Source organism: Pseudooceanicola nanhaiensis (assembly GCF_020171315.1).
In the GTDB taxonomy this organism is placed as follows: Bacteria; Pseudomonadota; Alphaproteobacteria; order Rhodobacterales; family Rhodobacteraceae; genus Pseudooceanicola; species Pseudooceanicola nanhaiensis_A.
The window spans coordinates 272,742-297,033 of sequence record NZ_JAIUZP010000001.1 but is presented as its reverse complement, the minus strand read 5'-3'; the positions used below and the strand labels follow the sequence as shown (position 1 = coordinate 297,033).

At 66.3% G+C, this 24,292-nt stretch carries 23 protein-coding genes and 1 other RNA gene; 8 read left to right on the top strand and 16 right to left on the bottom strand.

The features are described 5' to 3' along the window. Positions 1 to 36 precede the first annotated feature (36 nt). On the bottom strand, positions 37 to 783 hold the full coding sequence (gene fnrL, locus LCM32_RS01345; RefSeq protein WP_224819259.1) for a transcriptional regulator FnrL: 747 nt from the start codon (positions 781 to 783) through the stop codon (positions 37 to 39). A gap of 66 nt (positions 784 to 849) precedes the next feature. Here fnrL and hemN point away from each other — a divergent pair, with 66 nt between their 5' ends. Then, complete coding sequence (hemN, locus tag LCM32_RS01340; RefSeq protein ID WP_224819258.1) at positions 850 to 2,205, top strand: oxygen-independent coproporphyrinogen III oxidase; 1,356 nt, start codon at positions 850 to 852, stop codon at positions 2,203 to 2,205. An 84-nt stretch (positions 2,206 to 2,289) separates the two neighbouring features. On the opposite strand, the gene LCM32_RS01335 is transcribed toward hemN, so the two are convergent. The 5 genes from LCM32_RS01335 to LCM32_RS01315 form a co-directional block, all read right to left on the bottom strand. Further along, positions 2,290 to 3,873 carry an ABC transporter ATP-binding protein gene (locus tag LCM32_RS01335; RefSeq protein ID WP_224819257.1) on the bottom strand — a complete coding sequence of 528 codons (1,584 nt, stop codon included), beginning with the start codon at positions 3,871 to 3,873 and terminating at the stop codon, positions 2,290 to 2,292. Beyond that, positions 3,870 to 4,976 carry an ABC transporter permease gene (locus LCM32_RS01330; protein ID WP_224819256.1) on the bottom strand — a complete coding sequence of 369 codons (1,107 nt, stop codon included), beginning with the start codon at positions 4,974 to 4,976 and terminating at the stop codon, positions 3,870 to 3,872. Before LCM32_RS01330 ends, LCM32_RS01335 begins: the two co-directional genes overlap by 4 nt. A 4-nt stretch (positions 4,977 to 4,980) precedes the next feature. Beyond that, positions 4,981 to 6,069: a microcin C ABC transporter permease YejB gene (locus LCM32_RS01325; protein ID WP_224819255.1), complete on the bottom strand. Its 1,089-nt coding sequence runs from the start codon at positions 6,067 to 6,069 to the stop codon at positions 4,981 to 4,983. A 9-nt stretch (positions 6,070 to 6,078) separates the two neighbouring features. Then, positions 6,079 to 8,043: an extracellular solute-binding protein gene (locus LCM32_RS01320; RefSeq protein WP_224819254.1), complete on the bottom strand. Its 1,965-nt coding sequence runs from the start codon at positions 8,041 to 8,043 to the stop codon at positions 6,079 to 6,081. Positions 8,044 to 8,305: 262 nt separating this feature from the next. Next, a complete protein-coding gene (locus LCM32_RS01315) occupies positions 8,306 to 8,815 on the bottom strand; it encodes a c-type cytochrome (RefSeq protein WP_224819253.1) in 510 nt (169 codons plus the stop codon). 142 nt (positions 8,816 to 8,957) lie between these two features. Between LCM32_RS01315 and LCM32_RS01310 the strand changes: the two genes are divergently transcribed. Continuing rightward, positions 8,958 to 9,791 (top strand): prephenate dehydratase, encoded by an 834-nt coding sequence (locus LCM32_RS01310; protein ID WP_224819252.1) that lies wholly within the window; start codon positions 8,958 to 8,960, stop codon positions 9,789 to 9,791. Positions 9,792 to 9,873: 82 nt separating this feature from the next. Here the strand turns inward: LCM32_RS01310 and LCM32_RS01305 are convergent, their stop codons facing one another. Both LCM32_RS01305 and nudC read right to left on the bottom strand, forming a co-directional pair. Next, positions 9,874 to 10,350: an SRPBCC family protein gene (locus LCM32_RS01305; RefSeq protein WP_224819251.1), complete on the bottom strand. Its 477-nt coding sequence runs from the start codon at positions 10,348 to 10,350 to the stop codon at positions 9,874 to 9,876. Positions 10,351 to 10,392: 42 nt separating this feature from the next. Continuing rightward, on the bottom strand, positions 10,393 to 11,337 hold the full coding sequence (gene nudC, locus LCM32_RS01300) for an NAD(+) diphosphatase (protein ID WP_224819250.1): 945 nt from the start codon (positions 11,335 to 11,337) through the stop codon (positions 10,393 to 10,395). Between the two features lie 237 nt (positions 11,338 to 11,574). On the opposite strand from nudC, the gene LCM32_RS01295 reads away from it, so the two are divergent. After that, complete coding sequence (locus LCM32_RS01295; protein ID WP_412070652.1) at positions 11,575 to 13,500, top strand: bifunctional 2',3'-cyclic-nucleotide 2'-phosphodiesterase/3'-nucleotidase; 1,926 nt, start codon at positions 11,575 to 11,577, stop codon at positions 13,498 to 13,500. Positions 13,501 to 13,616: 116 nt separating this feature from the next. Continuing rightward, positions 13,617 to 13,715: signal recognition particle sRNA small type (gene ffs, locus LCM32_RS01290), an RNA gene on the top strand. A gap of 8 nt (positions 13,716 to 13,723) precedes the next feature. Here the strand turns inward: ffs and LCM32_RS01285 are convergent. Then, positions 13,724 to 14,062: a hypothetical protein gene (locus tag LCM32_RS01285; protein WP_224819248.1), complete on the bottom strand. Its 339-nt coding sequence runs from the start codon at positions 14,060 to 14,062 to the stop codon at positions 13,724 to 13,726. Positions 14,063 to 14,166: 104 nt separating this feature from the next. Here LCM32_RS01285 and LCM32_RS01280 point away from each other — a divergent pair, with 104 nt between their 5' ends. After that, complete coding sequence (locus LCM32_RS01280; RefSeq protein ID WP_224819247.1) at positions 14,167 to 15,996, top strand: DNA polymerase III subunit gamma/tau; 1,830 nt, start codon at positions 14,167 to 14,169, stop codon at positions 15,994 to 15,996. 348 nt (positions 15,997 to 16,344) lie between these two features. Here the strand turns inward: LCM32_RS01280 and LCM32_RS01275 are convergent, their stop codons facing one another. The 4 genes from LCM32_RS01275 to LCM32_RS01260 all read right to left on the bottom strand — a co-directional run bounded on the left by LCM32_RS01275 (position 16,345) and on the right by LCM32_RS01260 (position 19,624). Further along, positions 16,345 to 16,785, bottom strand: coding sequence for a CAP domain-containing protein (locus tag LCM32_RS01275; protein WP_224819869.1), 441 nt, complete (start codon positions 16,783 to 16,785; stop codon positions 16,345 to 16,347). Positions 16,786 to 16,929: 144 nt separating this feature from the next. Further along, entirely contained in the window at positions 16,930 to 18,264 is a 1,335-nt protein-coding gene (locus LCM32_RS01270; protein ID WP_224819246.1) for an 8-oxoguanine deaminase, read from the bottom strand. A gap of 126 nt (positions 18,265 to 18,390) precedes the next feature. Beyond that, positions 18,391 to 19,200, bottom strand: a complete 810-nt coding sequence (gene hisN / locus LCM32_RS01265; protein ID WP_224819245.1) for a histidinol-phosphatase — start codon at positions 19,198 to 19,200, stop codon at positions 18,391 to 18,393. 55 nt (positions 19,201 to 19,255) lie between these two features. Beyond that, positions 19,256 to 19,624, bottom strand: a complete 369-nt coding sequence (locus tag LCM32_RS01260; protein ID WP_224819244.1) for a helix-turn-helix domain-containing protein — start codon at positions 19,622 to 19,624, stop codon at positions 19,256 to 19,258. A 326-nt stretch (positions 19,625 to 19,950) separates the two neighbouring features. Between LCM32_RS01260 and LCM32_RS01255 the strand changes: the two genes are divergently transcribed. Next, positions 19,951 to 20,910 carry an NADPH:quinone oxidoreductase family protein gene (locus LCM32_RS01255; protein WP_224819243.1) on the top strand — a complete coding sequence of 320 codons (960 nt, stop codon included), beginning with the start codon at positions 19,951 to 19,953 and terminating at the stop codon, positions 20,908 to 20,910. A 1-nt stretch (position 20,911) separates the two neighbouring features. Here the strand turns inward: LCM32_RS01255 and LCM32_RS01250 are convergent, their stop codons facing one another. Next, a complete protein-coding gene (locus tag LCM32_RS01250; protein ID WP_224819868.1) occupies positions 20,912 to 21,763 on the bottom strand; it encodes a LysR family transcriptional regulator in 852 nt (283 codons plus the stop codon). Positions 21,764 to 21,888: 125 nt separating this feature from the next. Between LCM32_RS01250 and LCM32_RS01245 the strand changes: the two genes are divergently transcribed. Together LCM32_RS01245 and LCM32_RS01240 are read left to right on the top strand one after the other, a co-directional pair. Beyond that, positions 21,889 to 22,107: a DUF1127 domain-containing protein gene (locus LCM32_RS01245; RefSeq protein WP_224819242.1), complete on the top strand. Its 219-nt coding sequence runs from the start codon at positions 21,889 to 21,891 to the stop codon at positions 22,105 to 22,107. Between the two features lie 265 nt (positions 22,108 to 22,372). After that, positions 22,373 to 23,110 (top strand): Bax inhibitor-1 family protein, encoded by a 738-nt coding sequence (locus LCM32_RS01240; RefSeq protein ID WP_224819241.1) that lies wholly within the window; start codon positions 22,373 to 22,375, stop codon positions 23,108 to 23,110. Positions 23,111 to 23,316: 206 nt separating this feature from the next. On the opposite strand, the gene LCM32_RS01235 is transcribed toward LCM32_RS01240, so the two are convergent. Both LCM32_RS01235 and rpmG read right to left on the bottom strand, forming a co-directional pair. Then, the gene (locus LCM32_RS01235; RefSeq protein ID WP_224819240.1) at positions 23,317 to 23,826 is read right to left on the bottom strand and encodes a GNAT family N-acetyltransferase; all 510 of its coding nucleotides are present in this window, start codon (positions 23,824 to 23,826) and stop codon (positions 23,317 to 23,319) included. Positions 23,827 to 23,930: 104 nt separating this feature from the next. Beyond that, positions 23,931 to 24,098 carry a 50S ribosomal protein L33 gene (gene rpmG, locus LCM32_RS01230; RefSeq protein ID WP_008885060.1) on the bottom strand — a complete coding sequence of 56 codons (168 nt, stop codon included), beginning with the start codon at positions 24,096 to 24,098 and terminating at the stop codon, positions 23,931 to 23,933. Between the last annotated feature and the right edge of the window lie 194 nt (positions 24,099 to 24,292).

The window sequence follows — 24,292 nt, the reverse complement described above, 5'->3', positions numbered from 1 at the left end:
CTCCCGCGGCTTTTCACGTTCTGGACACGGCCAAGGTCAGGCCAGCATGCCGCCGTCGCTGTCGTCGCCCGCCTCTTCCAGCAGACGGCCGAAATCGGGGATCGTCACATGGCGCTTGCCCTGCAGCTCGATCACCCCGTCCCGCTTCAGCGCCGAGACCTGCCTGCTCACCGTCTCCAGCGTCAGGCCGAGGTAATCGGCCATCGCCTCACGGGTCAGGGGCAGGTCAAAGACCAGCGGCCCATCGGTCCCGCGCAGGTGCAGCGTCGCGTCGCGCCGGGCGATGATCGCCAGCAGCGAGGCGATCTTCTCGCGCGCGGTCTTGCGGCCCAGCACCAGCATCCATTCCCGCGCCGCGTCGAGCTCATCGAGCGTCATCTGAAGCAGGCGCTGCGCGATATGCGGCGTCGTCTCCATCATCTGCTCAAAGGGCTTCTTGCGGAAGCAGCACATGACGAGATCGGTCGTCGCCACCACGTCATAGGCAGAGCCCTGACGCCCGGGGCGACCGACGAAATCGGAGGGCAGCAGAAGGCCCACCATCTGGGTGCGGCCGTCTTCCATGGTCTGGGTCAGCGTGGCGATTCCCGACACGACAGAGCCCACGAAATCCATCTTGTCGCCGGACCAGATGACGGTCTGGCCAGCTTCAAAGCTTCGGTAGTACTTGATTTCTTCGAGCAGCTCGAGCTCGTCCGCCTCGCATCGGGCGCAGACGGCGCGGTGGCGGATGGGGCAATCACCACAGTCATGCGAGCCGATCGAAAATGCTTCCTGCAACATAACAACACTTCATGAGATTGATCTGGGTCAAGGCTTCTGCCGGCCGCTTGGGACAAAGGTATGTGCATGATACCGAAAACGCAACTTGAACGGCTGGGACTGTTTGACGCGAAAGTGCCGCGGTACACCAGCTACCCCACAGCGCCGCATTTTTCAGATGCGGTCGGGCCTGAGAGCTTTGGCAACTGGATCGGGGCCATCCCCGCCGGGTCGTCGATCTCTCTCTATGTCCACGTGCCGTTTTGTCGGCGTCTGTGCTGGTTCTGCGCCTGCCGCACGCAGGGCACCCAGAGCGACAGCCCGGTTGCGGCCTACCTGCAGGTTCTCAAGGCCGAGCTTCAGTTGCTGAAGGCGCGCCTGCCCGAGGGCGTCACCCTGTCGCGGCTGCACTGGGGCGGCGGCACGCCGACGCTGCTGTCCGCCGGGATGATGTCCGAGCTGGCCGGGGCGATCTTCGACACCGTGCCGCTTGGCAAGGACGCCGAATTCTCGGTCGAGATCGACCCGAACGAGATCGACGCCGACCGGGTGCAGGCGCTGAAAGCTGCGGGGATGAACCGCGCCTCGATCGGGGTGCAGGACTTCGACCCCGAGATCCAGAACACCATCGGCCGCCTGCAAAGCTTCGAAATCACCCGCGACGCGGTAGAGGCACTGCGCGAGGCGGGCGTCTACAGCCTGAACGCGGACATCCTCTTTGGCCTGCCGCACCAGAGCCGCGCCCGCATCACCGAAAGCGTGCAGAAGCTGCTCGCCCTCGGCCCGGACCGGGTGGCGCTCTATGGCTATGCCCATGTGCCGTGGATGGCGCGGCGGCAGTCGATGATTCCCTCGGACGCGCTGCCCACGCCCGCCGAACGGCTCGACCTCTTCGAGACGGCACGCCAGCTCTTCAAGTGGGACGGCTATGCCGAGATCGGGATCGACCATTTCGCCACGCCCGAGGACGGCCTCGCCGTCGCCCAGCAGGCGGGCAAGCTGCGCCGCAACTTCCAGGGCTACACGGACGACCAGTCCGAGGTGCTGATCGGTGTCGGCGCCTCCTCCATCTCGCGCTTCCCGCAGGGCTACGCGCAGAACGCGCCCGCCACCTCGGCCCATACCGGGGCGATCCGCGAAGGCCGCTTCTCGACCGCCAAGGGCCATGCCTTCACGGCGGACGATCACCTGCGCGGCCGGATCATCGAGGCGCTGATGTGCGATTTCGCCGTCTCGACGCAGGATCTGCGCGACCGCTTCGGCATCTCGGTCGAAACGGCACGGCAGCTCTATGACCGCGCGGCGGCGAATTTCGAAGGCTTGCTGGAGGTCTCCGACGCGGGGCTGCGCATCCCCGAGGAAGCACGCCCGCTGACCCGGATCATCGCACGCGGGTTTGACGCCTACGACATGACGAAGGCCAAGCACTCCTCGGCCATCTGAGGCGGGGCGCCGGGCAAACCGACCGTCAGAGACACACAACCGGCCCATGGGCCGGTTGTTTCATTTCAGGTCCGGGCGTCCGGGTCAGTTCATCGTCGCCGCGGCCAGCAGGGCGCGGGTATAGGGGTCCTGCGGGGCCTCGAAGATCTGCTGGGCCGTCCCCTCTTCGATCACGTCGCCCTGCTTCATCACCAGCACCCGGTGCGACATGGCGCGCACCACGTTCAGGTCGTGGCTGATGAAGAGATAGGTCAGCCCGTGCTTTTCCTGCAGCCGGCGCAGCAGGTCGACGATCTGCACCTGCACCGTCATGTCGAGGGCGGAGGTCGGCTCGTCCAGGACCACCAGTTTCGGTTGCAGGATCATCGCGCGGGCAATCGCGATCCGCTGCCGCTGCCCGCCCGAGAATTCGTGCGGGTAGCGCGTCATCGCCTCCGGGTCGAGACCCACCTCGGTCATCACCTCGGCCACCAGCTCCCGCTTGGAGCGGCCCGCGCCGACCTTGTGAACGCCCAGACCCTCCGCGATGATCTGCTCGCAGGTCATCCGGGGCGAGAGCGAGCCGAAGGGGTCCTGGAAGACGATCTGCATGTCCTTGCGCAGGCCGCGCAGCGCCCGGGTCGAGACGTTGCGGATGTCGCGCCCCTCGAAGGTGATGCCCCCCTCGGAGGCGATCAGCCGCATGATCGCCAGCGCCAGCGTCGTCTTGCCGGAACCGGACTCGCCCACGATACCCAGTGTCTCGCCCTTGCGGACGCGGATCGACGTGTCGTTGACCGCCTTCACGTGGCCCACCGTCCGCTTGAGGAAGCCGCGCTGGATCGGGAACCAGATTTTCAGATGCTCGGTCTCCACCACCACGGGCGCGGTTTCGGCCGCAGGCAGGGGCGCACCGGTGGCATGGGCCGCCAGCAGCATCTGGGTATAGGGGTGCTGCGGGTTGTCGAAGATCTCGGCCGTGGGGCCGGTTTCGACGATATGGCCGTCCTTCATGACGCAGACCCGGTCGGCGATGCGGCGCACGATGTTCAGGTCATGGGTGATGAAGAGCATCCCCATGCCGGTCTCGTCCTTCAGCTTGGCCAGCAGGTCGAGGATCTGCGCCTGGATCGTCACGTCGAGCGCGGTGGTCGGTTCGTCCGCCACCAGCATCTTGGGATCATTGGCCAGCGCCATGGCGATCATGACCCGCTGCCGCTGCCCGCCGGAGAGCTGGTGCGGATAGGCGCCCAGCCTCTCCTCCGGGTCGCGGATGCCGACCTGGTTCAGCAGCTCGATGATGCGCGCGCGGGCCTTGTCGCCCACGATGCCCTGGTGCTGTGCCAGCGTCTCGCCCAGTTGCTTCTCCAGCGTGTGGAGCGGGTTGAGCGAGGTCATCGGCTCCTGGAAGATGAAGCTGATCTCGTTGCCCCGGACCGAGCGCAGGGTCTGCATGTCCGCGCCGACCATCTCGGTGCCGCCGAAGGTGACGGAGCCGCTGACCTCGGCACTGTCGCCCAGAAGCTGCACGGTGGAGAGCGCCGAGACAGACTTGCCCGAGCCGCTTTCGCCCACGAGCGCCACCGTCTCGCCCCGGTCCACGGCAAAGGAGACGCCATGCACCGCCTCGATCCGCTTGCCGTCCTGCCGGAAGGCGACGGTCAGGTTGTTCACCTCAAGCAGGCTCATTGGAAGGTCTTTCTCGGGTCAAAGGCATCGCGCACGCCTTCGAAGATGAAGACGAGGAGCGAGAGCATCGCGGCGAACACGAAGAAGGCCGTGAAGGCCAGCCAGGGCGCCTGAAGGTTCTGTTTCGCCTGCAGCGTGAGTTCCCCCAGAGAAGGCGCCGAGGACGGCAGGCCGTAGCCGAGGAAGTCGAGGGAGGCCAGCGCCCCGATCGTCCCGGTCACGATGAAGGGCAGCATGGTCAGCGTCGCCACCATGGCGTTGGGCAGCATGTGGCGGAACATGATCACCGCGTTCGACACGCCCAGCGCCCGCGCGGCGCGGACGTATTCGAGGTTCCGCGCGCGCAGGAATTCCGCCCGCACCACCCCCACGAGGGAGGTCCAACCGAAGAGCACCATGAGGAACACCAGCAGCCAGAAGCTGCGTCCGAGGATCGCGAACAGGATGATGATGATGTAGAGCTGCGGCACGCCCGACCAGATCTCGATGAAGCGCTGGAAGAAGAGGTCCAGCCGCCCGCCGAAGAAGCCCTGCAAGGCCCCCGCCGTCACCCCGATGATCGAGGACAGCGTGGTGACGATCAGCGTGAAGAGGATCGACAACCGGAAGCCGTAGATCACACGGGCCAGAACGTCGCGCTTGGTGTCGTCGGTGCCCAGCCAGTTCTGGCTGTTGGGCGGCAGCGGGGCCGCGCCGGGACGGTCCACGGGGCGCGAGTAGGAATAGGGGATCGGCGGCCAGATCATCCAGCCCTTCTCGATCGCCTGCCCGTCCACGATGCCGGTGCGGGCCTCTTCCATGATCCCCTCGGGGTCATCGAAACAGGCATCCAACCCGCCGGACACGATGAGGCATTTCACCTCCGGGTCGGAATAGACCGCCTCTGTCTGGAAATCGCCGCCGAAGGCCGTCTCGGGGTAGAAGTTGAAGATCGGCGCCATCAGCTCGCCGCGGTAGCGCACCACGATGGGTTTGTCGTTCGCGATGAACTCGGCAAAGAGCGAGAGCACGAAGAGGACGGTGAAGATCACCAGCGACCAGTAGGCCCGCCTGTTGCGGCGGAAGTTGCGCCAGCGGCGCTGGTTCAGGGGCGAAAGTGCCATCGGTTCAGCCCTCCCGCTTCTCGAAGTCGATCCGCGGATCGACGACGACGTACATGAGGTCAGAGATGATGCCCACCACGAGGCCGATCAGGCCGAAGACGAAGAGCGTGCCGAAGATCACCGGGTAGTCCCGCGCCACCGCCGCCTCGAAGCCCAGCCGGCCGAGACCGTCGAGCGAGAACAGCGTCTCGATGATCACCGAACCGCCGAAGAAGACGCCGATGAAGAGCGAGGGGAAGCCCGCGATAACGATCAGCATCGCGTTGCGGAAGACATGGCCATAGAGCACGCGGCGTTCGCTCAGGCCCTTGGCGCGGGCCGTCATGACATAGTGTTTCTTGATCTCGTCGAGGAAGGAGTTCTTGGTCAGCAGTGTCAGCGTCGCAAAGGCCGAGATGGTCGAGGCGATCACCGGCAGGGTGATGTGCCAGAGGTAGTCGAGGATCTTCCCGATCAGCGAGAGGTCCGCGAAATTGTCCGAGGTCAGGCCGCGCAGCGGGAAGATGCGCCAGTAGGAGCCCCCGGCAAAGAGCACGAGCAGCAGGATGCCGAAGAGGAAGCCCGGGATCGCATAGGCCACGATCACGGCCGCCGAGGTCCATGTGTCGAAGCGGGAGCCGTCCTGCACCGCCTTGCGGATCCCCAAGGGGATCGAGATCAGGTAGGCGATCAGCGTGGACCAGAGCCCCAGCGTGATCGACACGGGCATCTTTTCCAGCACGAGGTCCACGACCGAGATCGAGCGGAAGTAGCTCTCACCGAAGTCGAGGCGCATATAGCCCCACATCATCGTCAGGAAGCGTTCCAGCGGCGGCTTGTCGAAGCCGAATTCCTTCTCCAGCTTCTCGATGAACTCGGGCGGCAGGCCCCGCGCCCCGGCGTAGGTCTCGCTCCCCGCGGCGGCGGCGGAGTTCATCCCGTCCTGCCCAGCCCCGGAGAAGCCCGAGAACACGTCCCCCTGCCCTTCCTGCTGGGCGATGATCTGTTCGATCGGCCCGCCGGGCACGAATTGCGTCAGGGCAAAGTTGATCACCATGATCCCCAGCAACGTGGGGATCACCAGAAGCAGGCGTCGAAGAATGTAGGCTCCCATAGGGTCGGCTTACCTCAGCGCGCCGGCGGACTTCAACGCCGCTTCCTTGTCGGGGTTCACCCACCAGAAGTCCATGTAGCCCAGATCGTAGGGCGGCAGCTCCTCGGGGTATTCGTACATGTCGTAGTAGGCCACCCAGTAGCTGGGGTTGTACCACGTCGGCACCATGATGAACTCGTAGCGCAGCGCCCTGTCCAGCGCCCGGAGAGAGACATCCTGCGCCTCGAGGCTGTCGGTGCGCAGCGACTTCTCGATGATCTCGTCCACCAGCGGGCTGGCAAGCCCGGCAGGGTTAAAGACCGAGAAGGCTGCCTCGGCAGAGCCATACATCTGCATCAGCCCGGTGCCGGTACCGAGGAAGGACCGGTAGGCCGCATAGATCATGTCATAATCGCGTTCGCGACGGCGCAGGGTGAACTGCGAGGGGTCGACCTTCTGCACCTGCAGGTCCACGCCGATCTGGGCGAGGTTCTGGGCATAGGTCTCCACCACCGAGTTCAGCGTGGCCGAACCGGAGGAGTTGATCGGGAACTGGATGCGGAGCGGCTTGCCATCCTTCTGGCGAATGTTGTCCGGGCCCATGGTCCAGCCCGCCTCTTCCAGCAGGCCCGCAGCGCGGCGCAGGTTGCGCCGGTCGTTCAGCCGCGCGGGATCGGAGGTATGGGCCGTCACCGGCTCTTCCGTCAGCATCTCGGCCGGGACGAGATCGCCCAGCTCTTCGAGGAAGGTCTTCTCTTCGCCGTCCGGCACGCCCTCGGCCATCAGCGGCGTGTCCTGCGTGTAGGAGGACCGCTGGCTGAAGAGACCGTATTGCAGGCTCTCGTTCGACCATTCGAAGTTGTAGGCCAGCGCGATCGCCTCGCGCACGCGCTTGTCCTTGAAGATGTCGCGGCCAAGGTTGAAGACGAAGCCCGAGTTGTCCGGCGGCGTCCCGTCGGGCAGGTCCTCTGTCTTGACCCAGCCCTTCTGCACAGCGGGGAAGTCATACCCGGTCGCCCACTGGCGCGAGTTGCCCTCGGTGCGGAAGCTGTATTCCCCGGCCTTGAAGGCTTCGAACTCCGCCGCCTCATCCGCGAAATACTCGACCCGGATAGTGTCGAAGTTGTGCCGGCCGATGTTCACCGGCAGGTCCGCGCCCCAATAGTCCGGGTTGCGCTTGTAGACGATGCGGCGGTTCACGTCGTAGCTGTCCAGCATGTAGGGGCCGGATCCGGGCGAGGTTTCCATGCGCGGCTCGTCGAGCCGGGCGCCGGTTTCCTCGAACCACGCCTTGGAGAAGACCGGCGTCGAGCCGACCTGATCAATCAGCGAGCGGCGCGAGATGTCGGGGGCAAAGGTGAACTTCACCGTATGTTCGTCCAGCGCCTCGGCGGTCAGCACGCGCTTCTTCACCGCAGCGGCGTAAGAGGGCAGCCCCTGTTCGAGGAAGAGGTTGTGCGAAAAGACCACGTCATCGGCCGTCACCGGCGTGCCGTCCGAGAAGGTCGCCTCGGGGCGCAGGTGGAAGATGACCCAGGTCTTGTCCGCGTCGTATTCGAGGCTCTCGGCCAGCAGCCCGTATTGCGCGCCGTATTCGTCGGCGGGCGCGGTGCCGTCCAGCAGGCTTTCGTACATCGTCGAGGAGAGTGCCCCCGCCCGGCCGCGAACCGAATAGGGGTTGAGGCTGTCGAAGGTGCCCGCCGCCGAGATCGCCAGTTCGCCGCCCTTGGGCGCGTCCGGGTTCACGTAGTCGAAATGGGCGTAGTCGGCCGGATACTTCAGCTCACCGAAGTAGGAATAGCCGTGACTCTTGATGACCGGGTCATCGCTTGCGTCCTGCGCACGGGCGGCATTGGCCAGCGCCAGCCCCGTGACGAGGGCGCCAAGGGTCAGAAGCCCTGCGACCTGACGCCGCAGGCGGCCCTCCCTCGCGTCCAGCGCTCTCGCGGCCGTCGCAGCAGCCGGACGGGTCCGGGTAAGGGGCAAAGTCCGCATCAAGATCCTCCGGTGAGACGACAGAAACATCTGGGGTCACAAGCTAAAGGAGCCCCGCAGGACTTCAAGGCGAGAATGCGTGACACTCCCGTGAACGGGTGCGCATCGGCCGCGTCGGGGCCCCTGCCCGGCCGCCCTGCCCGTTTTCTTCGAAGAAAACGGACCGGAAAATGCGCATTTTCCGGACATCGCGGCGGCGGAATCGAAAAGGCCGCCCCCGGGTGGGAGCGGCCCTGAAATCGGTGCCCTCAGGCTGCAGCGATCAGAGACCCTGCAGGTAGGCGATCAGGTTCGCGCGGTCCTCGACCTTGGGCAGACCGGCGAAGGACATCTTGGTGCCGGGCGCCGCGCCCTTGGGGTTTTCGAGGAAATGGTTCAGGTTTTCAGGCGTCCAGGTCTCGCCGACCTGCTCCAGCGCGCCGGAGTAGCCGAAGCCGTCCACGCTGTCGATCGCGCGGCCGACGACACCGTCGAGGTGCGGGCCGGTTGCGTTGGAGCCGTCGATCTTGTGGCAGGCCTTGCACTTGTTGAAGACGCGTGCGCCGGCGCCGGCATCTGCGGAGGCGAAGACTTCCTCGAAGGCCGGCCCTTCTGCGGCGGCAGCGCCACCTTCGGCGGAACCGGTATCGATCACATAGGCCTGAGCGTGTTCAGCGCCATGGCCGCCGCTGATGGTATACATCTCCTCAGCAGCCCACTTGCCCAGCAGGAACACCAGAAGCGCCCCGCAGAATCCCCCCAGTACCTTGGTCATCGTCATCGTGTCGAACATGCGCGCCCTAGCCTTCTCAATGAATGTCGGTAGCCCTCCAGCGCGTATCTACCCGCTTCCCCTCGCGTCTGGCAAGGTGTACGAACCGCGACCAAACGCCCGGGCCTCCTCCCGGGAAAAGGTTTAACCGAAAGACAGTTCCATGACCAGACGCATCGCATTCCAGGGGGAACCCGGCGCTTACTCTCACCAGGCCTGTCACCAGGCCCGGCCCGATTACGAAGCAATGCCCTGCCGGACCTTTGAGGATGCGATCGACGCCGTGCGCAACGGCGAGGCGGATCTGGCCATGCTGCCGGTCGAGAACTCCACCTACGGCCGCGTCGCGGACATCCACACGCTGCTGCCGCAATCCGGCCTCCACATCATCGAGGAGGCCTTTGTCCGGGTGCATATCAACCTGCTGGGCCTGCCAGGCACCAAGGTGTCGGACATCCGCACCGCGATGAGCCACACCGTCCTTCTGGGCCAGTGCCAGGACTTCCTGCGCGAACACAAGATCCACCGTGAAACCGGCGCGGACACCGCGGGCTCGGCCCGTCACGTGGCCGAGGCAGGCGACCCGTCGCTTGGCGCGCTCGCCTCGGAACTGGCGGGCGAAATCTATGGCCTCGACGTGCTGGCCCGGCACATCGAGGACTTCCAGAACAACACCACCCGCTTCCTCGTCATGTCGCCCGAGATGGACACCACCCGGCGCGGAGACCACGGCATGGTCACCACCTTCGTTTTCCAGGTCCGCAACATTCCGGCCGCGCTCTACAAGGCGCTTGGCGGTTTCGCGACCAACGGCATCAACATGACCAAGCTGGAAAGCTACATGAAGGGCGGCTCCTTCACGGCGACGCAGTTCTACGCCGACATCGAGGGCCACCCCGAGGATCCGCCCGTCCAGCGCGCGCTGGAGGAACTCAGCTTCTTCACCAAGGAGATGGAGATCCTCGGCGTCTACCCGGCGGACGCCCGCCGGGCCTGAGCCCCGACATCGCCAGACAGACGAAAGCCGCGCAGGTCCCCCCGCGCGGCTTTTTCCATCTCGTATCCCGGCGATATGAGCGTCAGGCCGAGGGCGTGGTGGCCCGGTAGCTGGCCGCGATCTCCTCGCCGAAATCCGCCAGTCGCAGCGACAGGCGCTTGGTCAGGTTGGACTTGGCCATCTTCACCGATTGCACCATCAGCCGCGCCGACAGCGTCTTGGGCTTCACCTCGAAGCTGCAGGAAATCCGCGTCCGCCCGGGGGCGAGCGCCACGAACTCCAGCACCGTCTCGGCCCCGAAGCTGTCCGATTCCGCGAGGAATTCCAGCAGGTTCGGCCGATCGTATTCCTTGAGGGTCACATCGAAATTGCGCGCGCGGCCCCGGAACTCGGCGGACACGGCCCACGTCAGCCCCGGTGCGATCTCGGTCGCGCCGTCCTTGCGTTCGATCTTGGCACCCCGGCGCAGAACGCCCCGTTCGAAGGTCTCGAAATCGGCGCATCGGTCAAAGACGTACTCGATCGGCGCCTCGATATCTTCCTTCACCGTCAGTTTCATGGCGGTCCTGTTCCTTAGCTCTGCCCCGGGGGCAATCTGGCGTCAATCCAGCCGGTCCGCAAGCCAGTTGCGCAGGATGAATTCAGCAATCGCGCCCCGGCGCGGACGGCGCACGTCAGGATGCAGACCCGAGAAGATCCGGGCCACTTCGTCGCGGTGGAACCAGCGGGCATCCTCCAGTTCCGCCGGGTCCAGCGTGACCTTTTCCGTCAGCGCATCGCCGGTGCAGCCGAACATCAGCGAATTCGGGAAGGCCCAGGGCTGGCACAGCTGGTAGCGCACCGCGCCCACCTTGATGCCGGCCTCTTCCATGACCTCGCGGCGCACGGCGGCCTCGAGCGTCTCGCCCGGTTCGACAAAGCCCGCGAGCAGGGAATACATCCCCTCGACCCAGCCGGGCGACCGGCCAAGGAGAACCGAGTTTCCCCGCGTGATCAGCATGATGACCACCGGGTCCGTGCGCGGGAAGTGCTGGCCACCGCAGGCCGGGCAGGACCGCTGCCAGCCCGACTGGATCACCACCGAGGGCTGGCCGCACTGCGAGCAGAAGCGATGGGTGGAATGCCACGAGAAGAGCGCCCGCGCCGTGGCCGCCAGTTCCGCCTCGCGCGGGGTCAGGTCGGCCATCACGGCGCGCAGGTCGCCAAAGGCAAACCCCGGCTCGATCTCGGGGTGGGGCGGCGGCGGCATGCCCGGGCGCCAGTCCGGCGGCAGGTCGGGCGCCCATTCCGAGATGTCGAGGGCGAAGGTCAGCGCGCCCTCCTCCCGGCCCAGAAGGGTGGGCTGGGTTTCGCGATCCTGCAACACCGGGTGGTCCAGCGGCAGCCGCGCCACCCGCGGCCCCGCCATCAGCACCATGCCGCGCCAGAACAGCAGGCAGGCGCCACCCGCCCCGGCCAGTGCCGCCAGATCGTCGCGCCCGCGCAGCTCCGCCGCCCGGTCCAGCCCCGACCCGCCGAAGGTCACCTCGTCCTGAAGTCCGCCCATATCGCCCTTTCCGGCCGCGCGCCCCATGAAACAGGGGGGTCCGCCCTCGGCCCGCGCGTCCCGGGCCGTACACAGCCGGGTATCGTCACGTCGCCTTGATCCCAACGTTGTTTTTTGACCTGTCCGTCAAACCTGCGTCATGCTGGTGTCTAGTATTCCAGCAGAGGAATCAAGGAGCAGGCGATGACCACGTTTAGAAGCAAAGTCCTTTCGCGCCGGAGTTTTCTGGCACAGTCCATGGCAGGCGCATCCTTGCTGAGCCTGCATCCCTTCTCGGCCCGCGCGGCCGTGAATCAGGCGCATCTCCGCATCATGGAGACGACCGACCTGCATGTGCATGTCTTCCCCTACAATTATTACGCCGACCGGCCCGACGATACCGTGGGTCTGGCGCGGACCGCGGCCCATGTGGCCGACATCCGCGCCGAGGCGACCAACTCGATGCTGCTGGACAACGGCGACTTCCTGCAGGGCAACCCGCTGGGCGACTACATCGCCTATGAGCGCGGGATGAAGGAGGGCGACATCCACCCGGTGATCGCCGCCATGAACACCCTTGGCTTCGACGCCTCGACGCTGGGCAACCACGAGTTCAACTATGGCCTCGACTTCCTGATGAAGTCGGTCGCGGGCGCCAATTTCCCCGTCATCTCGGCCAACGTGGTCAAGGAGATGGCCGCCAGCCCGACCGGCGACAAGACCCTGCTGAAGCCCTACGTGATCCTCGATCGGATGGTCACCGACGGCTCGGGCGTGGAACATCCGATCCGCGTCGGCCTGATCGGCTTCGTGCCGCCGCAGATCATGAATTGGGACCGCAAGCACCTCGAAGGCAACGTGCAGGCCCGCGACATCGTCGCGACCGCCCGGGCCTATGTGCCGCAGATGAAGGAGGAAGGCGCCGACATCATCATCGCGCTCAGCCACTCCGGCATCGGCTCTGCCGACCACAGCGAGGGGATGGAGAATGCCTCCGTGCCGCTGGCCGAGGTCGAGGGGATCGATGCGCTGCTCACCGGGCACTCGCACCTCGTCTTCCCCTCCCCCACCTACGACGGCTATGCCGCCGTGGATGCGGCCAAGGGCGAGATCCACGGCAAGCCCGCCACCATGGGCGGCTTCTGGGGCTCGCACCTTGGCGTGATCGACCTGATGCTGGAACGTGACGGCGGCGGCTGGCGCGTGCTGATGCATGAGGTCGCCACGCGGCCGATCTACAAGCGCAACGAAGACCGCTCGATCACCCCGCTGGTGGAAAGCGTCGACACGGTCGAAAGCTCCGTCCGGCAGCAGCACGAGGAAACGCTGGCCTATGTCCGCCGCGCCGTCGGCAAGACCTCGGCCCCGCTTTACTCCTACTTCGCCCTCGTAGCCGATGATCCCTCGGTGCAGATCGTCTCGATCGCGCAGACCTGGTACATCAAGCAGATGCTGGCGGGGACGGAATATGCCGACCTGCCGCTGCTCTCCGCCGCGGCGCCCTTCAAGGCCGGTGGCCGGGGCGGCCCTGAGTATTACACCGACGTGCCCGTGGGCGACGTGGCGATCAAGAACGTGGCGGATCTCTACCTCTATCCGAACACGATCCGCGCGGTGAAGATCACCGGCGCTCAGCTCAAGGGCTGGCTGGAGCGGTCTGCCGGGATGTTCAACCAGATCACCCCCGGCGAGGCCGATCAGGTCCTGCTGAACAGCGATTTCCCCAGCTACAACTTCGACGTGATCGACGGGGTCAGCTACCAGATCGACCTGAGCCAGCCGTCGCGCTTCACGGCCAAGGGCGAGATGGCGAACCCCGACGCCAGCCGGATCGTGAACCTGACCTACAATGGTGCGCCGGTGACCGACGACATGACGTTCGTCGTGGCCACCAACAACTACCGCGCCTCCGGCGGCGGCAGCTTCCCCGGCGCCATGGGCGACACGATCATCTTCGAAGGCCCGGACACCAACCGCGACGTGATCGTGCGCTACATCGTGGAACAGGGCACGATCGAGCCCTCCGCCGATGCCAACTGGACCTTCGCGCCGATGGACGGCACCACCGTGCTCTTCGACACCGGCCCGAAGGCGGCGGACTATGCCGCTGAGGTGAAGGGCGTACAGATCGAACCGGCGGGCGAAGGCCCCGACGGCTTTGCGCGGTTCCGCATCACGCTCTGACCGCGGGATCGGGATCGAGGACGGGGGGCTGTCTGCCCCCCGCACCCCCCGAGGATATTTTCGAACAGTGGATGGGACGGGTTGCAATAGGCGCCCGTCTTTCCTATATCGCCGCTCGAGAGGTTGGCGCGGGCAGGCACCTCGCCAACCCGGTCAGGTCCGGAAGGAAGCAGCCGTAACGAGCCCCGCTTGGGTCGTTGTCCAGCCTCTCACCTTATCCCCTTTAGCGCATGTCTGCCGAGATCGTCATGGCGATCATCACGGCCAGCACGAGCATCGCCAGCCCGGCCGGCAGCCAGCGCAGCCGACGCGCGGTGCTTCCCGGGGCCAGCCCGCGGCCACGGACGAGAATCACGAGCGCCAGAAGCGAGGCGAGGCACTGCAGCCCCGAGAGCCAGAGCACCCGCCCGATCCCCGGCGCGAAGCCGGTCGTCGAGACGGTGATCAGCGCAGGCATGGCGAAGGACCCGGCAAAGGCCAGCGCCCAGAGGGCCAGAAGGCTCCAGTAAAGCCTGCCTGCGGGGGCGGCGTTCGCGATGTCGGACGGGGTATTGGCCTGCATGGGCGGAGACTATCACACCGCAAGCCCGGGGGAAGCCGCTATCGGGTGGATCTTGGCGCGCCCTCCCCTTACCTTGGCGCGGTGAAGCAGGGCCCGGAACGAACATGAGCGACGCCACCGAAACCAAACCCGCCTACCAGGTACTCGCGCGGAAATACCGCCCCGAGACCTTCGCCGACCTCGTCGGCCAGGAGGCGATGGTACGCACGCTCAAGAACGCCTTTGCCGCCGACCGGATCGCGCAGGCCTTCATCATGACCGGCATCCGCGGGACGGGCAAGACGACCACCGCCCGGATCATCGCCAAGGGCATGAACTGCATCGGCCCCGATGGCCAGGGCGGCCCCACGACCGAGCCCTGCGGCCAGTGCGAACACTGCCGCGCGATCATGGAAGGCCGCCACGTCGACGTGATGGAGATGGACGGCGCGTCCCATACCGGCGTCAACGACATCCGCGAGATCATCGACAGCGTGAACTACCGGGCGGCCTCGGCGCGCTACAAGATCTACATCATCGACGAGGTGCATATGCTCTCGACCAGCGCGTTCAACGCGCTGCTCAAGACGCTGGAAGAGCCGCCCGCGCATGTGAAGTTCATCTTTGCCACCACCGAGATCCGCAAGGTGCCGGTGACGATCCTGTCGCGCTGCCAGCGCTTCGACCTGCGCCGGATCGAGCCCGAGGTGATGATCGCGCTGCTGCGCAAAATCGCCACCTCCGAAGGCGCCCAGATCACCGATGACGCGCTTTCGCTCATCACGCGGGCCGCCGAAGGCTCGGCCCGGGACGCCACCTCGCTGCTGGACCAGGCGATCAGCCATGGCGCGGGCGAAACCACCGCGGACCAGGTGCGCGCGATGCTGGGCCTCGCCGACCGGGGCCGCGTGCTGGACCTCTACGAGGCGATCATGCGCGGCGATACGGCCGCGGCATTGGCCGAGCTTTCCGCGCAATATGCCGATGGCGCCGACCCGATGGCGGTGCTGCGCGACCTGGCCGAGATCACCCATTGGATCTCGGTGGTGAAGATCACCCCCGATGCCGCCGAGGACCCGACCGTCAGCCCTGACGAGCGCGAACGCGGGCTGGCACTGGCGGACCGGCTGCCGATGCGGGCCATGACGCGGATGTGGCAGATGCTGCTGAAGGCGCTGGAGGAGGTCTCGGTCGCGCCGAACGCGATGATGGCCGCCGAGATGGCGGTGATCCGGCTGACCCACGTGGCCGAGCTGCCCTCGCCCGAGGACCTAATCCGGCGGCTGCAGGACAGCCCGCCGCCGCCGATGCCCTCCGGGCCCGCAGGCGGACCGGGCGCGGCCCCCGATGGGGGCCAGAACGGGGGCCCGAATGGAGGCGCCTACGGGGGGCCGAACGGGGGAGCGACGGGTGGTCCGGCCGGGAGCGCGGGCGCGACCATGGCCTATGGCCGTCCCGCGGGCGGTGGTGGCGGCGGCGGCCCTGTCGCCCTGCGCGCGCAGGAGGCCGAGGCGGCGCTGGCCCGCTACCCGACCTACGACCATGTCATCGAACTGATCCGCGCCCACCGCGACGCCAAGCTGCAATGGGAGGCGGAAACCTTCATCCGGCTGGTGAGCTATCGCCCCGGACGGATCGAGTTCCGCCCGACGGACGATGCGCCCAAGGACATCGCCCAGAAGCTGGGCAGCGCGCTGCAGCGCTGGACCGGCAACCGCTGGGCCGTCATCGTCAGCAATGAGCCGGGTGAGGAAACCATCGCCCAGAAGCGCGATGCGCAGCGGCTGGCGATCGAGGCCGAGGCCTCCGCCCATCCGCTGGTGCAGGCGCTCTTCTCCGCCTTCCCGAAGGCGAAGATCCTCGAGGTGCGGACGCCCGAGGCCCTCGCCGCCGAGGCCGAGGCGCAGGCCCTGCCCGAGGTCGAGGACGAGTGGGACCCCTTCGAGGAAGACTGACGGTCGGGTAGCCTCGCCGCCTGTTGGAGAGGGCCGGATACACGTCCGCGAGGGTGCCGGAGCCGAACGTCAGTTGGGGGCGCCCGTATCACCGCGACCGTCCCCGGGATCATGGCGACACTCACGCAGGAGCCGAGGCGTCCCGCGCGGGGTCAGGTGGTCGGCGCACTTCTGTATCGTGAGATGCACGGTGAGGACGCAGAGGGGGCTGTCTGCCCCCGTCGCTGACGCGACTCCCCCGAGGATATTTGGGAACAGTGGATGAGAGGGGCTGAGTGGCTCCATTGGCGCGGGGCGCGAGTGGCCCCGGTCAGCCACGGCTTGCGCGCTGACGCGGCGCAGGCGGGATCAGCAGAGGCGGGAGAAGACCGCGACCCAGTAGGCGCGGCCCTGTGCGACGGCGCGGGCCGTACCGATGTAGTCCACCTTGCTGTCGAGCATGGCCTTGCGGTGGCCCGGGCTGCGCATCCATTCGATCGCGGTCTGCAGCGGCGTGTCCTGTCCGAAGGCGATGTTCTCAGATGTCCGGCAGGAGGAGAGGCCGGACTCGCGCACCCGCTTGATCACCGTTTCCCCACGGGCGTCGTAGTGGCTGAAATAGCCGTTCCGGGCCATGTCGGCGGCGCGGGCGGCGGCGATGCGGTCCAGCTCTCCGAGGCTGCGCAGCAGGGGCAGCCCCTGCTGGCGGCGCATCTCGTTCACCTCCCCGGCGAGGGAGGCGCTGGCCTGCCCCTGAGCGCGCGGATCGACCGTGAAGCGGAGCCCGTTGGGGATCGAGGAGGCCGCCACGGGCAACGCGAGGCAGAGGCCGATGAGGCAAGCGCCAAGCGCCCTGCCCCATCGCCGAAGAATGCAGAGGGCGTGTCGCGGGGTCTGTCCGCGGTGAAGAATGCGGGAGGTCCTTTGGATCATGACATGCCTTCCGGGCAAGGGTCAGCCCATGAGGGCCGTGGCAAGGGCAGTCTGTCGCGCGAGGATTGAGGAAAGGCTAACCGTCGCCATCTGATGATCCCGGACCACCGCGCGGCCGTCAACGAAGAGATCGCGCACCCGCGTGGGACCGGCCAGAAGCAGCGCGGCCGGATCCCAGCTGCCCGCGCTTTCCACCCCCGAGACATCCCAGACGGCGATATCGGCGCGTTTGCCCGGCGCGAGGCGGCCGCAGTCAGGACGGCCCAGTACATCCGCCCCGCCCCGCGTCGCGATCTCCAGCGCCTCGCGGGCGGACATGGCATCGGCCCCGCGGGCGACACGCTGCAGCAGCATCGCCTGCCGGGCCTCGAGCACGAGGTTGCCGGAATCGTTCGAGGCCGAGCCATCGACGCCGAGGCCCACCTTCACCCCCGCATCGCGCATGGCGCGCACCGGCGCGATGCCCGAGCCGAGACGGCAGTTGGAACAGGGGCAATGGGCGACGCCGGTGCCGCTGCGGGCGAAGAGGTCGATCTCCTGCCCGTCGAGCTTGACGCAATGGGCGTGCCAGACGTCCGCGCCGGTCCAGCCGAGGTCTTCGGCATATTGACCGGGGCGACATCCGAAGGTGGCCAGCGAATAGGCCACGTCCTCGTCGTTCTCGGCCAGATGGGTGTGCAGCATGACGCCCTTGTCGCGGGCCAGCAGCGCGGCGTCGCGCATCAGTTCGCGGCTGACCGAGAAGGGCGAACAGGGCGCGAGGCCGACGCGGACCATGGCACCCTCGGAGGGATCGTGGAAGGCATCGACCACGCGGATCATATCCTCGAGGATGGCGGGCTCCCGCTCCACGAGGCTGTCCGGCGGCAGGCCGCCCGCGCTTTCGCCGATGCTCATGGCACCGCGGGTGGGATGGAAGCGCAGGCCGATCTCGCGCGCGGCGGCGATCGTGTCATCGAGCCGCGCACCGTTCGGATAGAGGTAGAGATGGTCCGAGGTCATCGTGCAGCCCGACAGCGCAAGCTCGGCCAGCCCGGTGAGGGCGGAGACATAGACCTCCTCGGGACCGAAGCGCTCCCAGATCGGGTAGAGCGTGCGCAGCCAGCCGAAGAGCAGCGCATCCTGCCCGCCGGGCACCGCGCGGGTGAGGCTCTGGTAGAGGTGGTGGTGGGTATTCACGAGGCCCGGCGTGACGACGCAGCCCGTGGCCGAGACGACCTCGCCCGTGGTGTCCAGCCCCTGCCCCAGCGCCACGATCTTGCCATCCCGGATCAGGATGTCGGCGCCCGACAGTTCGAGGCGCGCGTCGTCCATGGTCAGGATGCGGTCCGCACCGCGGATCAGGGTCTCGGTCATGGGGGCCTCCGGCGGCTGGGTCTCTTCCCCCAGTTACGCAGAAGCGGCCCCGTCGCGCCAGCGTGACGGGGCGCTCGCCCCTCTCACTGCCCCCGGTTGTTGGCGCCTGCCGTTAGCCCACCCGACCTACGATCGGTCGAGCCCGGCTTCGGACAGGATCTCAAGCGCCGCGGCGTGGACCTCGGCATTGGCAGCCGCCAGAACCCGACCCCCGCCATGGGCCTTACCGCCCGCCCAGTTGGTCACGATGCCGCCCGCGGCCTCGATCACCGCGATCGGGCCGCCCACGTCATAGGGATGCAGACCGGCCTCGATCACGAGGTCGATCTGGCCTGCCGCCAGCAGCGCATAGGCGTAGCAATCGGTGCCATAGCGCACCAGTCGCACCGCCTTGGCCACCTCGCGGAAGGCGGCGCCCTCGGCGGGGGTGCCGACCTCGGGGAAGGTGGAGAAGAGCGTCGCCTCTGAAAGCGCACGCGCGGGGCGCGCCCCGAGGGCCACCTTGCCAAGCGGGCCGGTCATCTCGGACAGGCCGAGGCCGCCGACGAAACGTTCGCCGGTGTAGGGCTGGTCAATGATGCCGAAGATCGGGCCGCTCTCGTCCGAGAGGGCGATGAGGACGCCCCAGGTGGGTGTGCCACTGATGAAACTGCGGGTGCCGTCAATCGGGTCGAGCACCCATGTCAGGCCGCTGGTCCCCTCGACGTTGCCCATCTCCTCTCCGAGGATGCCATCCTCGGGACGGCGGGCGGCGAGGATGTCGCGCATGGCGGCCTCGGCGGCGCGGTCGGCCACGGTGACGGGATCGAAGGCCGCGGCATCCTTGTTGTCCGCCGTCAGATCCGTACGCCGGAAATGGGGCAACACGGCCCTGCGTGCGGCATCTGCCAACGCATGGGCCGTGTCTATGATGTCTGCGATCTGCTCAGGTGTCATGTCGGCCCCGCCTCTGTGCTACAGAGGGCAGGGCTACCGCAGCAGAGCCGTTCGCTCAAGCCACGTCGGACAGGACGCGGGCGAGTTCGAACAGGCGACGACGCTGATTCTCCGGGATGGAGTAATAGGACCGGATGAGGTCCAGGGCTTCCTTGTCGCCCATCAGATCGGCGGGCACATTGCCCTGCTCACGTTCGGCTTGACCATCTTCCAGCCCTTCGAAGAAGAAACTGACCTGCACGTCGAGCGCATCCGCGATGTCCCAAAGGCGGGAGGCGCTGACACGGTTGGCACCGGTCTCGTACTTCTGGATCTGCTGAAACTTGATCCCAACACGCTCTGCCAGTTGTTGCTGGGTCATACCGACAAGCCAGCGACGATGACGGATGCGTTTACCAACATGAACATCGACAGGGTGAGTCATATGGCGGCTCCTTCAACTACCTTACTAGTATGGGCACAAGAAGAGGAGCGCCAAAACGCCGCCCCAACCCAGACCCTAGTTAAATTACGCCGTGCATCCCTTCAGCGTGGCGTTGATCGTAACAGCTTTGACCTTCAAATCAAGAAAGATACACACGACACGCGAGTACTTCCGCGCGGCAGCAACAATTCTAGCGGGTAAGCTGCATAGCTGTGGCCAGCTACGCAACCCCGCGACAGGGGCACGAGCGCCTTTGCCACTGCAAAAGATTGCACGCCGTGACCAATCGCCCCTAACCTGTGCCCGCTCTATCAGATGAGGCGCGGATGAAATCACTGCAAATCACGTCTTTCGGCGCAGGCCCGGTTTGGACGGACACGCCGATCCCGGAACCGGGGCCCGGCGAAATACTCGTCAGAATAAAGGCTTGCGGGCTGAATTTCGCCGATACGTTGATGATCGACGGAAAATATCAGGATATGCCCGCGCTTCCGTTTACCATGGGTATGGAGGTGTCGGGGACCGTGATCAAATCCGGGCCAGACACCAGCGCGCCACCGGACGGAACCCGGGTGGCGATCTTCGGCGGGTCCGGCGGACTCGCCGAGTACGGGTGCTTTGCAGTCGACCGGGCTGTCCCGCTTCCTGAAACAATGAGTTTCGAAGACGCGGCGGCGCTGCAGATCGCCTATGGCACGAGTCACGTTGCTTTGGCGCACAAAGCACGACTCGCCCCCGGCGAGACCCTTCTGGTGCTGGGGGCCGCGGGCGGCGTGGGGCTGACGGCGGTGGAGATCGGCAAGCTGATGGGCGCCCGGGTGATCGCCTGCGCACGCGGCGCCGACAAGCTGGAGATTGCCCGCAAGGCGGGGGCCGACCACCTGATCGACAGCGGCACGCAGGACCTGCGGGACGAGGTCAAGGCGCTCGGCGGGGCGGATGTGGTCTATGATCCGGTGGGCGGAGACCTCTTCACCGCCGCCTTCCGCGCCTGCAAGCCCGAGGCCCGCATCCTGCTGATCGGCTTTGCCAGCGGCACGCTGCCCGAGGTGAAGCCGAACCACATGCTGGTGAAGAACATCGACCTGATGGGATTTTACTGGGGCGGCTACCTGAAGTTCCGCCCCGAGGTCCTGACCGAGAGCCTCGCCAAGCTGGTCGCCTGGCATCAGGAGGGCAAGATTCGCCCCCACATCAGCCACCTCCTTCCGCTGGACCGCGCCGAGGAAGGGCTGGAGCTGCTGCGCAGCCGCCGCTCCACCGGCAAGGTGGTGATCACGATCTGACCTATTTGCAGCGGAAGCCGTTGCGCAGCATGTCGGCCATGCGCTCCGTCACCTCGCCCGCGGTGCGGGGCTGGAGATACATGTTGATGTTCTGCGCCGGCAGCTGCGGCAGGTCGCCCCCATGTTCGATGGTCGAGAGATAGGAGGCCTCGGTGCCCTCGATCATCGCACCGACGGCAAGGTCGGCGGAAATCGTGGCCTCGACGGTGCGATCGCTGTCGGTCTCGACGGCATTCTCCCAGTCGACGCCGGCCTCTTCGAGGGCGCGAATCGCACGCGGGCGGAACAGGCAGTGCCGGCCGGAGGCGAACCGCAGAGGCCGCTGCCGCCACGCCGTGCCATCAGGCGCGCCGATCCAGACCAGCGGGCGCTGGTCCAACGTCTCGCCCCCCTCGCCCACCGCGACCTCGGTGGTGAGGATGATGTCCAGCTCTCCGCGCGCGAAGTCTTCCTTGAGAGAGGTGGTATAGGCCGAGACCAGATGCACCTTCATGCGCGGGAACTCGGCGTTGAAGCGCTGCAGGACCCGGGGCAGCACCGGGTAGACGATGTCATGGGGCACCCCGAGTCGGACTTCGCCCTCGAAAACCTTGCTGGTCAGACGCGACATGGCCTCATCGTTCATCTCGACCATGCGCCGCGCATAGCCCAGCAGCTGCTCGCCCTCCGCGGTAAGGGCCACCTTGCGGTTGGCCCGGTCCAGCAGCGCGAGGCCCAGCAGATCCTCCAGCCTTTTCAGCTGCATGGAGACCGCCGACTGGGTGAAGTTCAAAACGCCGGCCGCCCGGGTGACGCCGCCGTGGTCGGCCACCGCCACGAAGCTGCGCAGTGCGGTCATATCCAGATTTCGCATTACATCACCGTTCTTGATGTCAGACCGAAGGAACATTCATTTTCAATATTGATCATACTGGGCCATATCCATCAACAGAAATAATTCAAGACGCCGGACTTATCAGCAAACGGAAAGGATGGAAGATGGCGACCTTCACGCAACTCAACACCCGCACCGTGACGACCCCCCGGCCGCAATTTGCGATCCTGGGTTGGTTGTTCACCCTCATGGCCGTGTCCCGCAGCCGCAGCAAGCTGGCTGAGCTGGACGACGCCCTGCTCAACGACATCGGGGTCACCCGTGCCCAGGCGCTCAAGGAATCGCAGCGCCCGGCCTGGGACCTGCGCGGCCTGCGCGGCTGACCCAGCCCTGATACGGACCGGACCGCCCGCAGACTGCGCCCCCTCGCAGCGTCCGCGGGTGCCCACCCTCCGGTTCGCCGGCCCGATGCACGGGCCCTGCGCCCGTCGGAACGGCCCATTTGGCCAAACCGGCGGGCGCTGACGTAAATGTCAGACAGATGCATCTATTTCGGGAACACAAGTTCTTGAAATACGCGCCTTCCTTCCCGATATTTCCAAGCGAACTGTCCCAATCGGGACGCGTACCTGTTTTCGGGAGGCTTGAATGGCTGAATTCAACACGATGCGCACTGCTGCCGGCACGCGCAGCGCCGCGATTGACGAGGGCCTGCGCGCCCACATGAACAAGGTCTACGGCACCATGTCCGTGGGCATGTTCCTGACCTTCCTCGTGGCATGGGCCGTCGGCTCCAGCCCCGAGCTTCTGAGCATCTTCCGCGATCCGATGACCCTGCAGCCAAACATCCTCGGCTGGATCATCATGTTCGCCCCGCTGGGCATGATCTTCGCCTTCGGCGCGGCCATCAATCGCCTGTCCGCCGCCGGCGCACAGCTCTTCTTCTATGCCTTCGCCGCCGTCATGGGCCTGTCGCTGAGCTGGATCTTCGTGGCCTTCACCGGCATGTCGATCGCCCAGGTCTTCCTCGTGACCTCGATCTCCTTCGCGGGCCTGTCGCTCTGGGGCTACACCACCAAGAAGGACATCTCCGGCTGGGGCTCCTTCCTGATCATGGGTGTGATCGGCCTCGTCGTGGCCTCGATCCTGAACATCTTCATCGGCTCGGGCGCACTGGCCTTCGGGATCACCATCCTCGGCCTGCTGATCTTCGCCGGCCTGACCGCCTATGACACCCAGAACATCAAGGTGACCTACCTGCAGCACGCCCACACCGGCGACAGCGAATGGCTGGGCAAGGCCGCCATCATGGGCGCGCTGAACCTCTACATGGACTTCATCAACATGTTCATGTTCCTGCTGCAGCTGATGGGCAACCGCGAGTAAGCCCTCCAGCCTGATGCCTTTCGGGGGCCGGTCCTGCGGGACCGGCCCTTTTTCTTTGCCCCGCCCCCGGGCGGGACCGCATCTGGAGTTGCGGCCCCTGGGCAATCGGCTGCGCGGGCCTCCGGCGTGTGAGGGGGGGGGCTGTCTGCCCCCCGGGGCCTGCGGCCCCTCCCCCCGAGGATATTTGCGAACAGTGGATGAAGACGTCAGGCGAGGCTGCGCTGCATCTGGACCACCGGGAAATAGAGGCCCGGCACGAGGCGGGTTTCGACCTTGGCCAGCGTTTCGAAGCCCTGCGCCCGGTAGAACGGGGCGGCGGTGAGCGTTGAGAGGCAATGCAGCCGCGTGACCCCGGCGTGACGGGCATGGGCCAAGATATGGCCCAGCAGCCGCTGGCCATGGCCCTGCCGGATGGCGTCGGGATCGACGGCCACATGGCGGATGTGGGCCTCGCCGGTGCGGGCGGCCCGCCCGTGGGGCGAGGTGTCCGTCCAGCCACCGGCCGCGATCAGGCGGCCATCGCTGTCCTGGGTGAGGAAGTAGGTGCCACAGCCCAGCAGTGCGGGCCGGGCCTGCCCGATGTAGGGCAGCGCCTCGGCGAGGAGCGCGGGGGCGTAGTCGGTGGCCAGCAGCGCGCGGTAGGACCGGCTCAATAACCGGCTGAGGGCCTCGGCATCCGGGGGCGCGGCGGGGCGGATCGTGAGCGTGTCACACATGGGATCATGTCCTGTCGGAAGAGGGAGACAGGGCGCGACCCGGAAAGAGAAAAGCCGCGCTCTGGAAGGGCGCGGCTTTGCATCTTGTCAGTCCGTCGGAGGGCTTACTTGATCTTGCCTTCCTTGTACTCGACGTGCTTCCGCGCGACCGGGTCGTACTTGCGTACGGTCATCTTCTCGGTCATCGTGCGAGCGTTCTTCTTGGTCACGTAAAAGTGGCCCGTGCCCGCGGACGAGTTCAGGCGGATCTTAATGGTGGTCGGCTTCGCCATTTGTCTTCTCCTGCGCGGGGTGCGGCACCCTGAAGGGTGCACGTCGCCCGTGAAATCTCATGAAGCCCGCCTTTTACCGATGCCCGACGATGAGTCAACCACCATCGGAGAGGTTTTTGGCGGAATAGGCAGAAAAACGGCCCCTCCCCCCAGGACGCGGGGCGGACCGAAAAAGGGGGCAGCCGAAGCCACCC

Bases quoted from the DNA above. Each gene is read 5' to 3' on its own strand.
- fnrL (WP_224819259.1), bottom strand. From the start codon at position 783: ATGTTGCAGGAAGCATTTTCGATCGGCTCGCATGACTGTGGTGATTGC.
- hemN (WP_224819258.1), top strand. From the start codon at position 850: ATGATACCGAAAACGCAACTTGAACGGCTGGGACTGTTTGACGCGAAA.
- LCM32_RS01335 (WP_224819257.1), bottom strand. From the start codon at position 3,873: ATGAGCCTGCTTGAGGTGAACAACCTGACCGTCGCCTTCCGGCAGGAC.
- LCM32_RS01330 (WP_224819256.1), bottom strand. From the start codon at position 4,976: ATGGCACTTTCGCCCCTGAACCAGCGCCGCTGGCGCAACTTCCGCCGC.
- LCM32_RS01325 (WP_224819255.1), bottom strand. From the start codon at position 6,069: ATGGGAGCCTACATTCTTCGACGCCTGCTTCTGGTGATCCCCACGTTG.
- LCM32_RS01320 (WP_224819254.1), bottom strand. From the start codon at position 8,043: ATGCGGACTTTGCCCCTTACCCGGACCCGTCCGGCTGCTGCGACGGCC.
- LCM32_RS01315 (WP_224819253.1), bottom strand. From the start codon at position 8,815: ATGTTCGACACGATGACGATGACCAAGGTACTGGGGGGATTCTGCGGG.
- LCM32_RS01310 (WP_224819252.1), top strand. From the start codon at position 8,958: ATGACCAGACGCATCGCATTCCAGGGGGAACCCGGCGCTTACTCTCAC.
- LCM32_RS01305 (WP_224819251.1), bottom strand. From the start codon at position 10,350: ATGAAACTGACGGTGAAGGAAGATATCGAGGCGCCGATCGAGTACGTC.
- nudC (WP_224819250.1), bottom strand. From the start codon at position 11,337: ATGGGCGGACTTCAGGACGAGGTGACCTTCGGCGGGTCGGGGCTGGAC.
- LCM32_RS01295 (WP_412070652.1), top strand. From the start codon at position 11,575: ATGGCAGGCGCATCCTTGCTGAGCCTGCATCCCTTCTCGGCCCGCGCG.
- LCM32_RS01285 (WP_224819248.1), bottom strand. From the start codon at position 14,062: ATGCAGGCCAATACCCCGTCCGACATCGCGAACGCCGCCCCCGCAGGC.
- LCM32_RS01280 (WP_224819247.1), top strand. From the start codon at position 14,167: ATGAGCGACGCCACCGAAACCAAACCCGCCTACCAGGTACTCGCGCGG.
- LCM32_RS01270 (WP_224819246.1), bottom strand. From the start codon at position 18,264: ATGACCGAGACCCTGATCCGCGGTGCGGACCGCATCCTGACCATGGAC.
- hisN (WP_224819245.1), bottom strand. From the start codon at position 19,200: ATGACACCTGAGCAGATCGCAGACATCATAGACACGGCCCATGCGTTG.
- LCM32_RS01260 (WP_224819244.1), bottom strand. From the start codon at position 19,624: ATGACTCACCCTGTCGATGTTCATGTTGGTAAACGCATCCGTCATCGT.
- LCM32_RS01255 (WP_224819243.1), top strand. From the start codon at position 19,951: ATGAAATCACTGCAAATCACGTCTTTCGGCGCAGGCCCGGTTTGGACG.
- LCM32_RS01250 (WP_224819868.1), bottom strand. From the start codon at position 21,763: ATGCGAAATCTGGATATGACCGCACTGCGCAGCTTCGTGGCGGTGGCC.
- LCM32_RS01245 (WP_224819242.1), top strand. From the start codon at position 21,889: ATGGCGACCTTCACGCAACTCAACACCCGCACCGTGACGACCCCCCGG.
- LCM32_RS01240 (WP_224819241.1), top strand. From the start codon at position 22,373: ATGGCTGAATTCAACACGATGCGCACTGCTGCCGGCACGCGCAGCGCC.
- LCM32_RS01235 (WP_224819240.1), bottom strand. From the start codon at position 23,826: ATGTGTGACACGCTCACGATCCGCCCCGCCGCGCCCCCGGATGCCGAG.
- rpmG (WP_008885060.1), bottom strand. From the start codon at position 24,098: ATGGCGAAGCCGACCACCATTAAGATCCGCCTGAACTCGTCCGCGGGC.